6 protein-coding genes and 1 rRNA gene are annotated in these 13,677 nt (G+C 34.6%); 5 read left to right on the top strand and 2 right to left on the bottom strand.

Annotated elements, in window-relative coordinates; translation table 11 throughout:
• Positions 1-194: 194 nt before the first annotated feature.
• Positions 195-304 (top strand): 5S ribosomal RNA (gene rrf, locus CHB81_RS15980).
• A 237-nt stretch (positions 305-541) separates the two neighbouring features.
• Here rrf and CHB81_RS15975 read toward each other — a convergent pair.
• Positions 542-1,561: a proline-specific peptidase family protein gene (locus tag CHB81_RS15975; RefSeq protein ID WP_089352860.1), complete on the bottom strand. Its 1,020-nt coding sequence runs from the start codon at positions 1,559-1,561 to the stop codon at positions 542-544.
• A gap of 184 nt (positions 1,562-1,745) precedes the next feature.
• The gene (locus tag CHB81_RS15970; protein ID WP_089352859.1) at positions 1,746-5,816 is read right to left on the bottom strand and encodes a two-component regulator propeller domain-containing protein; all 4,071 of its coding nucleotides are present in this window, start codon (positions 5,814-5,816) and stop codon (positions 1,746-1,748) included.
• 1,014 nt (positions 5,817-6,830) lie between these two features.
• On the opposite strand from CHB81_RS15970, the gene CHB81_RS15965 reads away from it, so the two are divergent.
• The 4 genes from CHB81_RS15965 (at position 6,831) to CHB81_RS15950 (ending at position 13,669) form a co-directional block, all read left to right on the top strand.
• On the top strand, positions 6,831-9,773 hold the full coding sequence (locus tag CHB81_RS15965; protein ID WP_089352858.1) for a SusC/RagA family TonB-linked outer membrane protein: 2,943 nt from the start codon (positions 6,831-6,833) through the stop codon (positions 9,771-9,773).
• A gap of 10 nt (positions 9,774-9,783) precedes the next feature.
• Positions 9,784-11,391 carry a RagB/SusD family nutrient uptake outer membrane protein gene (locus tag CHB81_RS15960; RefSeq protein WP_089352865.1) on the top strand — a complete coding sequence of 536 codons (1,608 nt, stop codon included), beginning with the start codon at positions 9,784-9,786 and terminating at the stop codon, positions 11,389-11,391.
• 30 nt (positions 11,392-11,421) lie between these two features.
• Positions 11,422-12,489 (top strand): SusE domain-containing protein, encoded by a 1,068-nt coding sequence (locus CHB81_RS15955; RefSeq protein ID WP_089352857.1) that lies wholly within the window; start codon positions 11,422-11,424, stop codon positions 12,487-12,489.
• Between the two features lie 82 nt (positions 12,490-12,571).
• The gene (locus CHB81_RS15950) at positions 12,572-13,669 is read left to right on the top strand and encodes a glycosyl hydrolase 53 family protein (protein WP_254921131.1); all 1,098 of its coding nucleotides are present in this window, start codon (positions 12,572-12,574) and stop codon (positions 13,667-13,669) included.
• The last annotated feature ends 8 nt before the right edge of the window (positions 13,670-13,677 follow it).

The following is a 13,677-nucleotide window of genomic DNA, read 5'->3' as shown; positions in this document are numbered from 1 at the left end:
CATAGTCGAGTAGTACTAATAATCCGTAAGCTTATGTACACCCTTTTCTCTCTCGTCCAAAAGACGAGAGAGAAGAAACTTTCTAATACTTTTATGTTTCTTTATCTCAGTATGTTAAGATATTGTTTAATTGATAATTAACAATTTATAATTGATAATTAATAATTAAAAGTTACCTCAAGTAACAACGACCTTAAGGTGGTTATTGCGGCGGGGCTCACCTCTTCCCATCCCGAACAGAGTAGTTAAGCCCGCCTGCGCAGATGGTACTGCAGTTATGTGGGAGAGTATGTCGTCGCCTTTCTTTTTAAAACCCTGTTTCTAACGAAACGGGGTTTTTTGTTTTACAAAAATACTATAATTATCTGGGACCCCCGATAGCTATCGGGGGCATCATCTTTCTGGGGATCAACCCGAAAACGGATCAGGTGCAAAAGGGGGATTAGGCAAAAAGATTAGATAATCTGAATAAGAAGAAGTCTATATTTAAGCTCCGTTGAAAGTTTTTAAAAGTGCTTTTTCTTATGTTTTATGTATGATCTTAAAATTTTTCAGAGTCAACATCATTTATGAATTGAATAACGCCATTCATAAAAACTTTTTGATCGTCCCACATGGCTAAATGACTTCCATTTGGACAAAATAAAAATCTTCCTTTTTGAACTAATTTACTTTGTTCTTCCATTGCTTTTGGATCCATTGTATCATATTTGGCACCAATCATTAAGGTAGGAATTGTAATTTCGTGTAAACGATTTTTTATATCCCATTTCGCTAAACGACCGCTAATTCCAAATTCGCTTGGTCCTTGCATTAAGGTGTAGATTTCTCCATTGATATGTTTGCTCGCACGATTTAAGCCGTCTGGCCATTCGTTTAAGCGACATAAATGTTTTTTGTAAAAATTTGGAATTAGCAATTCCATATAACGTGGATTGCTAAAATCTTTTTTAGCTTCTAATACTCTAATTTCGGCTAAGATTTCCGGTTTCATTTGCTTTGCAAGTACTTCATCGGCGTATTTTCCATATTCTGGAGCACTGGCAACCATATTCGCAATCATTAAACCTTTTAGGTTTTGTTGATATTTTAAGGCATATTCCATCGCAAGGATCCCGCCCCAGGAGTTTCCTAGAACATAAAAATTGTCTTTATCAGCTCCAATTGCTTTACGTACTTGTTCTACCTCCTCGACAAAACGTTCTGTAGTCCATAATGAACTATCTTTTGGCTGATCACTGTAATAAGATCCTAGTTGATCATATTCGTAAAATTCAAATCCTTCGCGTTGAAAAAATGTTTCAAAACACTCCATGTATTCGTGTGTCATTGCTGGTCCGCCATGTAATAAGAGTACTTTTATTTTTGGATTATTGCCAAAACGTTTCGTCCATACTTTAAATTCTCCGACAGGTGTTTGAATTGGTATCATTTTTACACCAGCTGATTCTACAGTATTATTGGAATCGTAAGTAAAATAGTCTTTAAGAGATTCAGATTTAGTTTCGTTTTTACAAGAAACCATTAGTAGAATTGCAGTTAAGAAGAGAATAGCACGCATATTTTTAGATTTTGATAATTGGTTTCGGATTTCTTTTGAAATTAAAAATACGAATTTCTTTTATAAATAGCGGTGGGAAGAATAAAGGTTTCCCTTTTTCTTCATTTTGATGTTGTTATTTTGCAGTAATATGTTTATTTTAATCTCAGTGAATTTACTAAAGTTTTAATCATTAAAACTTTAGTTATGTAATATCTTTTTTCTGAATGATATTTAGTTCCTTATTAAAAGAGTTTCTATATTTTTTGATATACTCTGAAGGTTTCATCCCAAACAATTTTATGAATTGCTGACGGAAGTAACGCTGATCTTCTATACCAACTTGAGGGCCAACCTGTGCGATATTAATATTTTCGGTAAGCATAATTACTGCGGCTCTGCGGATTCTGATCGATCGGATAAAAACATTTACGGTTTGCCCCGAAATTGCCTTAATCTTTTTGTAAAGACTTGAATGACTCATACCCATTGCGGCGGAAAAAGTCTTTAGGTTAAACTCACTGTTTTCAAGATTGGCTTCGACGATTTCGATACATTTATCAAGAAACTCTTTGTATTCAGCAGGAACCTTATTGACATTTTCACGAAGTGTAATACTGTCTAAGAAATATTTGCGCAATTGCCCTCTGTTTCTAAGAACAGAATCTACACGCGCGAGAAGTATTTCGCTGTCAAAAGGTTTGGTAACATAATCGTCCGCACCTTCGGTAATACTTTGCAAATGAATATCATTGCTGGTTGTAGCCGTGAGAAGTATCACCGGAATATGGCTTAAATCATCATTCTGTTTGATTTTTTTGCATAAATCCAAACCGTTCATGCCTTCCATCGAAATATCGCTTAATACAATATCAGGCATGTGTTTTTCGACAAGTTTCAGTCCTTCAATTCCATTTACTGCCGAATAAACAATATAGTTTTTGGTGAAAAGCTGTACCAGATAATGATTCATTTCGGGATTGTCTTCAACAATTAAAAGTACTTTTTTTGTACTGATTAGTTCTTCTTGTATACTTTCCGGATTTGAGGATTGATCGCTGGTTTTAGGTGTATTTTGGCGATCGGCTGGCATTCCTTCCAGAAGTTCACCCACAAGAGGCGACATTTGCGGATGATTTTCATTGATGCTCATTTGTGCAAAATGACTTTTCCCTTTCGGAAGAATAATAGTAAACGAAGTACCTTTTCCTACTTCACTTTTACAGGTTATTTCGCCGTGATGTTTAGTCACAAAATATTTCGCCACATAAAGTCCTATTCCAAAACCATTGCTGGCTTTAGACTGAATTTGCTTGAATTTTTCAAAAATAGTATCAAGATCATTCTCATTAATTCCGCTTCCGGTATCTGCTATAATAATCGAAACATCAGCAGTATTCTCGATGATCTCAATACTTATATATCCTTTATTTGGTGTAAATTTGAAAGCATTTGAGATTAAATTAAACAGCGTAATCTCTATTTTTTCATAATCTCCATATATTTCAGCAGATGTTTTTTCTTCAATAAACTGATAATTTAAACTTTTAACCGCTGCCATTTGCGTAAAGCTTTCGTAGATTTCGCGGCACAAACTGTTTAAATTAATCTTAGAAATTTTGAGTTCGTCAAGATCCGTTTCGGCTTTTCTAAACAAAAGTAATTGATCCGTAAGACTCAATAATCTTTTGGCATTTTTGTAAGCGAGATTAATGTCAAGATCATCTTCAGAAGGTTTTTTTCTGTCAATGGCACTTTTTAGCGGATTTATAATTAAAGATAGTGGAGTTCGCAATTCATGCGCCATATAAGTAAACATTGAAAACTGCTTTTCGGCATGTTCCTTATCTTTTTTATGCTCCATTCGGGCAAGTTTAATCTCGTAGCGAAGTCTTTCCTTATTTTTATGATAACCCACATAAGCATAGATGGCAGCCGCAGCAGCGATTAAATAAAATAGATAAGCCCACCATGTTCTGTACCAGGGGGGAAGTATTTTTATTGTTGCTAGCTTTACTTCATTGGTCCAATTTCCAAAAACATCGGTAGTTTTTACCTTAAAAACATAAGTTCCTTCTGTCAATCGGGAATAATTTGCACGATTATTTTTTGAGGTATAATTCCAGTCTTTGTCCCATCCTTCAAGAAAATACGCCGTATTTATTTTTTCGGAATTGACATAATCAAGATACACAAAATCAAAACTTACTGCCGATTTTTCATAAGGAAGTTCAGCTGCGCTTATCATTTCAAGCTTTTTTTCTGTGATAAAAGGACTATCCAATTTTAAAGACTGATTGTTTACCAGCAAATCATTCAATAAAAATTTACCAGTATTTTTTTTGTCTTTTATATTATCGGGATCAAAAACATTGAATCCGTTGATACCGCCAAAAATAAATTCTCCAGTCGAAAGTTTCGTACCTGCATTCCAGCTAAATTGACTGCCCTGAAGTCCATCAGAAACGCCAAAGTTTCTAAAAGTATTGTTCTTCGGATTCAATCTTGAAATTCCGTGATAGGTACTCATCCATAAATTCCCTTTTTTGTCTTCAAGAAGGCGAAGGATTGTATTGCTCGAAAGGCCATTTTGTGTGGTGTACTTTTTGAAAGTGCCTGTTTTTCTATTGAATAAAAGCAAACCACCTTCGACAGTACCAATCCAAAGATTTTTGTTTTCATCTTCAGTTATGCATCTTATTGTATATTCTGAATGATAGTTTTTTACTTTCTTTGTTTTTGGATCTATTTCAAAAAAGGAATTGAAAGTTCCGCCCCAGATTTTTCCATCTTTGGTTTCATAAAGACAAGTAACATCGCGCAAAGCTGTGCTGTAGCAAATGAATTTATTTTGTTTTTTATCAAATTGATATAATGCTCCGCCATTAGTAACGGCAAGCCAAAGCGTTTTTTTCGAATCTATAAACAGCAGCCAAGATTCCTGTTCTGCTTTTTTGGTGATTTGATTATAAATGAAGAAATTCTGAATTGTTTTAGATTTAGGATCAATTCGGCAAACACCGCCTTTCCACATCGCAACCCAAATGGCATTATCAGAATCCCTTACAATACTTGTAACAAAGTTGCTCTGAATTTTTCTGCCTGCAGGAGATGTTGTTGAATAAACATCGTAAGTATTTTGTTTTCTGTTCCAATATCGCATTCCCGCGCCATCAGTACCAATCCAGACATTTTTCTTTTCGTCTTCGCAGAAAGAAAGCATGAAGTTTGCGGCAGGATCTTCATCTTCTTTATTGGTCAGCGGATCTTTGCTTTTAAAATGATTAAAATCGAGCGGTTTTTTTCCCATCATGCTTACACCGCCACGCAAGGTTCCGAACCACATTTCTCCGGTTTTGCTTTGGAATATATCATACAAAGATTTACTGTTAAGCAACGGAATTGGACCGTTGGCATGATATAAAATTGGAGTAGATTGATTTTTGGTAATCGTATAAAGTCCTGCACCATCAGTAGCAATCCAAAGTCTGTTTTCCTGTTGAAAAAAATCGCGTACAACCGTTTTTTCCGAGAAGTAATTTTTCGAATACGCATTCAGATTGTCATTATATAAGTAAGCGCCTTCGTCTGAACCAATCCAAAGCTCTTCATTTGTCAACTTAATGCAATTTGCGCCCGTAATTGTATTGTTGAGAAGCGTTAGTTTTTGTGATTTAATATCATATTGGCAAAGACCAGTTCCGGTTATAAAAACATAAAAGATTTGCTTTTTTGCATTATAAGAAATTGATCTTGCGATGTAATTTAGTTTTCCGTTGAAAGGAATCGCCGTTCCAATTTTCTCACCTTCTTTATAAACTACGATCGCTTCTTTTGCAGCGACAAGAATGATGTGTAGAGAATGTATTGCAATTATTTCGTAAGCGGTAACATTTAAAGGTTTGATTTTTTTGTTCGTATCATAATATTTCAAGGGACTAAAAGAAGATCGTTCTGCATTAAAAACTACAGGTCCGGCAGTTGTTCCTATCCACAAATTATTTTCAAAATCACCTTCGATACAGCTAATAGCATTTCCCTGAATCGAATTTGGATCAGTATGAATATGGCGGTAAATCTTAAAATCGTTTCCATCATATCTGTTCAATCCATCAAAAGTTCCAAACCACATATAGCCATTTTGATCCTGATATATTGATGCAACAGAATTGTTCGAAAGTCCCGATGAAATATCAAGATGTCTTATCGGGTAATTTTGTCCAAATGCATTTATATACAGAAGGACGATAATAAGAAAGAACCTTAGCTTATTCATAGAAAATTTTTTAAAAGCGTGCTATTCTTTGATATATGAAAAATAAAAGGGATACGATCTAAAAGCTGAATCAATTTTTTATGTGAAAATAGTTGAAATCTGATACTTTGCGAAATTAACACAATTATTATGTAATGTTTAAAAAACACTACTGGTTTTTTTAGATCTACAATAACCTGCTGGTTGTATAAAAATTAAATTATACACATAGAAATATAGATTTTAATTAGAAAAATCTGTTTTTATCAGCGTTTTCGCTTTAGCGAATCAGTAAAATCAGTGTCTAATTTTGACGCTGATAAAAACGGATTTTATTTGCTAAAAGCTTAATATTTTTTACCACAAAGAACACAAAGATTTGTATTTAAGATTGCTTTAAAAAAGCACAGAGATCACAAAGCTAAATCAATACAAAGCTTTGCGAACTTTGCGTTTTTACTAAACTTGGCATATTTAAAAAAACTTAGCGCTCTTTGCGGTAAAAATTTTTTTTCTCTCGAAGGTTTTAAAATTGATCCGTTTTTAAAATTTTCTTTTTTAAGATTTCAGACCTTTTGAAATTGTTTTTTTGAGAATATACCGATTAAAAACCGCAAACTATTTGATTATTAAATCTCTGATTATAAAGGTTAATAATTCATGTTTTGATTTTTTTTGGAGTAAAAAATTAAAGAATATGTTTTTATTAAGTGTTTTATGAACACTTTTACGAAATTGTCCCCTTTTATAAATGAATTTTTCCCTGTCTAAATACCATACTCTGTGCTTAATTTGCAGAATGAGTTGATAAGCTATAACGATTGAGTAATAATAGTTAATTAGTAAATCAACGAAAACAAACTAACCAATTATTTAACCAAAAACAATTTAAACATGACCAACATTTCAATTAAAAAGTACAGAGCAAAACCTTTTCTTATCGTAAAAGAAAGAGTAAACTAATAGCTCTACAATCATTTTGTAACCAACACTTAATTAATAAAAACTAACTTAAACCAGCCCAATTAAAAAAGTATGAAAATAATTAAATCCAAATTTTTACTTTTATTGCTCTTACTTCCTTTTTGTGTTTTTGCTCAGGGCACAATTAGTGGTATTGTCTTGGAAAAATCTACCAAGCAACCCATACCAGGAGTAAACATAAAAGTATCAGGGGCAAACATTAGTACCTCTACTGACTTTGACGGAAAATTTCAATTAAATGGAGTAAAAGCAAATAGTCAGATTGCGTTTTCTTATACCGGTTATACCAATCAAGTTGTCGCGGTTGCGGGACAAAAAAATATAACTGTATATCTTGAAGAAGACAATAATCAACTGAAAGAAGTTGTTGTTCAGGTAGGTTACGGAAGCGTTAAAAAGAAAGACGCAACAGGATCTGTTACCGCACTTACGACCAAAGACTTTAACAAAGGAAATAACATTACTACGGAGAATCTTCTTAATGGAAGAGTAGCCGGTTTAACCGTAAATTCAACGGGTGCTCCGGGTTCTAGTTCTCAAATCAGAATTCGAGGAGGAAGTTCGCTTTTTGCAAGTAATGATCCACTTATTGTTATCGACGGATTACCTCTGGATAATACTACAAATACGGGATCTTCTTCATTTTTAGCCTCATTAAATCCTGCAACGGTAGAATCTATTACGGTTTTAAAAGATGCATCGGCTTCTGCAATTTATGGTTCTCGCGCTTCAAATGGTGTTATTATTATCACTACTAAAAAAGGAAGCAAAGCATTATCTGTAGATTATAATGTACAATATGCTGCAGGAACATTGACAAAAACTGTTGATGTTTTTAGTGCAGATGAATTTAGAAGTGTTATCGCCGACAGAAGAAGCGATGATCAAAATAAACTGGGAACTGCAAATACAGATTGGCAAAAAGCAATTTACAGAAACACAGGAACGATTGATCAAAGTTTAGCCGTTAGAGGAAGTTTATTCAATATCATTCCAACGAGTTTAACCTTAGGAAATACAGATCAACAAGGTTTGCGTTTGACGAATAACTTCAAAAGAAATACGGTTGGTTTAGTAATGAATCCAACTTTCCTTGACAATCATTTAAAATTGAGACTTTCGGCAAATTATACCAACGAAAAAAACAGATTTACAGATGCTGTTGAAGGAGCTGCAATTGGTTTTGACCCAACTCAGCCCATAAAAGTTGACGGTGCGCCTTATGGAGGTTATTTTGAATATACTACCGGAATTGATTCCAACGGAAATTATCCGTTAGTTTCAACTGCTGCAAGAAATCCTGTTTCGCAATTGTTGAATACCAATGACAGAGGAACGAATGACAGGATTTTTGGAAATTTTGAAATTGATTATAAATTCCATTTTTTACCTGCTTTAAGAGCCGTTGTAAATGTTGGTTATGATGAATCAAATGGAGACAGAAGAAGATTGGTTGGTGCTGATGCAGGTTCTGCTCCATCAAACAACAACATTCCGTATGGTACAAATGAATATACAGAAGCAACGAGAAAAAATAAATTATTAGATACTTATTTAGTGTATAATAAAACATTCAAATCATTGAATTTTGAAGCGACAGCTGGTTATTCGTATCAAAAATTTCAAAGTTCAAAATTTGAAACTGGTAATATCCTAAATCCGGATTTACCATCAACATTTCCTGAAACTACGCTGGATACAGATGTTGTTTTATTAGGATTTTTTGCGAGAACAAACTTAAATTTCAGAGACAAATATTTACTAACGCTGTCTTATAGACGAGATGGTTCTTCAAGATTTGAAGAAGCGAATCGTTGGGGAAATTTCCCTTCTGTAGCTTTTGCATGGAAGATCAAAGAAGATTTCTTTAAAGAAAGTACCGTATTATCGGACTTAAAATTAAGATTAAGTTACGGTATTACAGGACAACAAGATATTCCTGAACCTAACGGATACTTGCAAAAATACCAGGTTGGCAGCGGAAATTCTGAATACTATTTTGGTACAAGTCCGGTTCCGGTTGCACTTCCTTCAAAAAGAACAAATAACCTGAAATGGGAAGAAACTACATCTTATAATGCAGGTCTTGATTTCGGTTTCTTAGACAATCGCTTATCTGCGGGACTTGATGTGTATTACAAAGAATCTAAAGATTTATTGGTAAATGCAGCAATATCTGATGGTAGTAATTTTTCTAATCGTGTATATCAAAACGTAGGAAGCTTTACCACAAAAGGTGTCGAGTTTACGCTTAATGCGAATGCCATTAAAACACAGAATTTCAATTGGAATATGAATTTTAATATTTCCAAATTCGAAAGAAGAATCAAAAATCTGGTAAACGGAAGCGATATCTTTTTAGGAGACAATATTGCAGGAACAGGAACTCCGGGACAAATTTTCAGAGAAGGTTATACACCTTATTCTTTCTACGTTTACAAACAATTATACAATAATGAAGGAAAACCAATTGAAGGTGCTTTTGCAGATTTAAATGGCGATAATATCAAAAATGATTCGGATAAATACATTTATAATAATCCTGATCCTGATTTTACTTTAGGATTTGCATCCAATATGAATTATAAAAAATTCGATTTTTCATTCAATTTAAGAGCAAGTATTGGTAACAGAATTTTTAATGCCGTAGACGCCAGCAGAGCGCAATATGATGCTATGGAAAACGGTGGAGTTTTAAGTAATGTTCCGTCTCAGGTATTGGATACTAATTTTCACACTACTTCAAATGTAGTATTGTCAGATCTTTATATCGAGAATGCTTCATTCTTAAAAATGGACAACGTTACGTTAGGATATACTTTAAACAATTGGCTAAACAGTAAAGCGTCGTTAAGAGTATCAACTGGAGTTCAGAACGTTTTTGTACTTACAAAGTACACTGGTTTAGATCCGGAAATTACAAACAACGGTGTAGACAAAACGATTTATCCAAGACAACGATCAGTATTATTTGGTCTTAATCTTAAATTTTAATACAGCAATCATGAAAAAATATATAGTAATAGCAATAGTAGCATTGACTTTGGTTTTTCAGTCATGTACAGATGATTTAAACGTAGTTTCGAAAGATGACGACGTTCTTTCTTCTGATGTATTATTTTCTACGCCTGACGGATATAAAAAAGCTTTCGCAGGAGTTTACGGAAATTTAACTCTAACAGGAGTTATTGGTCCTAATGATTCTTCGCTTGAAGGTGTAGATGCCGGAACAAGCCAGTTTACAAGGTGTTTATTGTACATGCAGGAATTAACTACAGACGAACTGGTTTGGAGTTATGAAAATGACGGAGGAACGGCAGAATTACAACGTAATATCTGGACACCGGCAAATCCTGTTATTCTCGGAATGTTTAGTAGAACCATGGTTTCTGTTTCGTATGCAAACGAATTTTTACGTCAGAGTACACCGGAAAAACTAAGTTCAAGAGGTATTACAAATGCTGCAACACTGGCAGATATTGCACTTTGGCGTAAAGAAGTTCGTGTTTTAAGAGCGTATGCGTATTATAACATGATGGATTTATTTGGAAAAGCACCAATGTACACCGAAAATGATCCTGTAAATTTTGCCGGACCTGAGTTTAACAGAAAACAATTATTTGATTTTATCGAAGGGGAATTAAAAGCGGTTTTACCAGATTTAAAAGCAGCAAGAACAAATGAATACGGACGTTTAGACCAATCTATGGCACGTATGATTTTGGCAAAAATGTATTTGAATGCAGAAGTATATATTCAGGCAAATCGTTTTAATGATTGTATTACAATGTGTAACGAAATCATTGCAGGCGGATATACTTTGAAGCCAAAATATCTGGACAACTTTAAAGCAGATAACAACACATCTGAAGAAATTATTTTCGGAATCCAATCAGATGGAGCAGTTTCTCAAAACTGGGGAGCGACAACGGTTTTAACAAACGGACAAATTGGTGCATGGGAAAACAATGGTGCCGATTTTGGAATTGGTGGCTGGACTGGAGCACTTCGAATCAGAAAAGAATTTGCTCAAAAATTTGATGGTGTAAAATTTAGTCAAGACACAAGAAATACCATAGGGAAAGGTGTTGCGGGCGATCCTGCAAAACAAAGATCTATTGATATTGAAGATATTGGTGTAAAAACTCAAGGTTATATTTTATCTAAATTTTCGAATAAAACGTCAACAGGAGTAAACGGAATAAGCTCAACTTATGCTGATACTGATTTTCCATTATTCAGATTAGCCGATGTGTATTTAATGTATGCAGAAGCGACTTTAAGAGGAGGAAACGGAACTACGGCACAAGCATTAGATTATGTAAATGCTTTAAGAAAAAGAGCAAATAATAATTCGACTATTGGAAACATTGCTTTAAGCGACTTAACGCTGGATTTTTTAATTGACGAAAGAGCGCGTGAATTACACTGGGAAGCACACCGAAGACAAGATTTAATTCGTTTTGGAAAATATACCGGAGGATCTTACAATTGGGCGTGGAAAGGAAATTCTTCAAAAGGGATTTCGATTCCGGCTTACATGAGCGTTTTCCCAATTCCGGAAGGATCATTGGGAGCCAATAGAAATTTGACTCAAAACACGGGTTACTAAACTTTTTTTAAAACATAAACGATACGAAAAATGAAACACATATATAAAATTTTTATAGCTATTGCTTTAGTTACAGGACTTTGGTCTTGTGAAAACGAAACAGATTTGATGATCTTGGAGCCTCAGGAAGCTGCTTTTTCTATGATTACACCTGATAATGGTTCTTCGACTGTTTTAAATAAAGACACGCCTAACAATACTGCTTTGACTTTTACCTGGGAAAAAGTGAGTTACGGAACACCTACAATCGTTACTTATACATTACAGTTTGCAGCCAGTAATACTGAATTTGCAGCTCCGGTAGATATTACGTCATCGACTTCTACTCATGCAAGTATTACAGTAGCAGAACTTAATGCAAAAGCACTTGAATTGGGTCTTACGCCTGATGTTGAAGGAACAATTGATGTTAGAATTAAATCTACGGTTGGAACAACACTTTCTGAGCCAAAAAATTCTACGCCAATTACGATTGCATTAACGCCTTACAGAGGCGTATTCCCTAGAATTGATTTGTTTTTAGTAGGACCCGGAACTGCTGCAGGATGGAGTGTAACGAGCAACAATATGCCAATTTACAGAGATACAAAAGAAACTGCAAAGTTCTATTATACAGGATTTTTTAATAAAGACGGTTTCAAATTAATAGAGCAAATTGGATTCTGGGCTCCGGCTTACGGAACAAATGGTGCTGCAGTACAATACAGAGCAACAGAAAGCGATACTGATCCGGGTGTTTTCCCTACAACAGCTTCAGGTTATTATAGTTTTGAAGTTAATCTTGAAGAATTGACATACAAAATCACGCCTTATACAGGACCAATGACAATGTACGCAACAATTGGTCTAACTGGTTCTGTATTAACAGGCGATGATACAGGTTGGGATACAGAAGTTCCTTTGGTAAAATCTGATTTTGACGGACATATCTGGAAAGTTACTCAGACTTTAAAAGCCGGAAAAATGAAGTTTAAAGCTAATGGCAAATGGGATGTAAGCTGGGGAGATAATGGCGGAGATATTATTGTTGAAGCTGGAAAATATGAAATCTGGTTCAATGACTTGGATGGTCGTTACATGTTCATTTCAACTCCATAAATTGAATTAAAAAATAAGAGAAGCCTCAGCTTATTTTGGGGCTTCTTCTAAATTCAAAATTTCAATCATTATAACTCCTATCATGAAAAAATATATAAAAATTCTTGGGTTAATTGCTGTAACTGCAATTCAATTTTCGTGCTCAAGTAATGATGCTGCAGATACAGAAGCTGTAAATCCGCCTGATGCAACGGATACTTTTATCAGAGCATCAGATGTTTCTTTTCTTCCTCAAATGGAATCTTTGGGAACTAAATTTTACAGCAATGGCAAAGCCGAACCAATGCTTACAACATTAAAAAATACAGGTTGTAATACAGTCCGAATTCGTTTATGGAAAAATCCTGTAAACGGTCGTTCCGGTTTAAACGAAGTAAAACAATTGGCACAAAAAGCAAGACAAGCCGGTTTAAGAGTTTGGCTTACCGTTCACTATTCTGATAATTGGGCAGATCCAGGCGCTCAGACAACTCCCGAAGAATGGAAAAATTTATCTTTTACCGATTTAAAAACAGCCGTTACCAATTATACATCAACAATAATTACAGAAGTAAAACCGGATATTATCCAAATTGGTAATGAAATCAATAGCGGATTATTGTGGCCACAAGGAAATCTAATCAGTAACGAACAACAATGTATCGCTTTATTGAGTGCTGCAAGTGCAACAGTTCGCAGTAAAGCACCAAACACAAAAATAATGATTCATTATGCAGGTGTAGACGGCGGCGCTACAGATTGGTTTTTTACTAAAATGAAAAGTATCGATTACGATTATATCGGATTATCCTATTATCCGGTTTGGCATGGTAAAGATTTGACAGTAGTAAAAAATACTATTGATGCTTTAGGAAAGAAATTCGGTAAAAAAGTACTGATTGCAGAAACCGCTTATCCTTTTACGCTATTGCACAATGATCAGACTAATAATATCGTAGGAACAAACGATCAGTTGGTAGCGGGTTATCCGGCAACTCCGGCGGGACAAAGAACTTTTGTGATGGATATTAAAAACATCGTAAAAACATCAGAATTTGGACAAGGATTTGCGTATTGGGGAGGCGAATGGGTTGCTTTTAAAGGACCACAATCTACAAGCGGATCTACATTCGAAAATCAGGCTTTATACAGTTTTGATAACAACGCTTTATCAGTAATGCAAGCTTTCAGCAAAGACTAAAACATGAA

The sequence above is a fragment of the Flavobacterium sp. ov086 genome, assembly GCF_900187965.1.
Classification (GTDB): Bacteria; Bacteroidota; Bacteroidia; order Flavobacteriales; family Flavobacteriaceae; genus Flavobacterium.
This window is presented reverse-complemented; position numbering and strand designations above follow the sequence as displayed.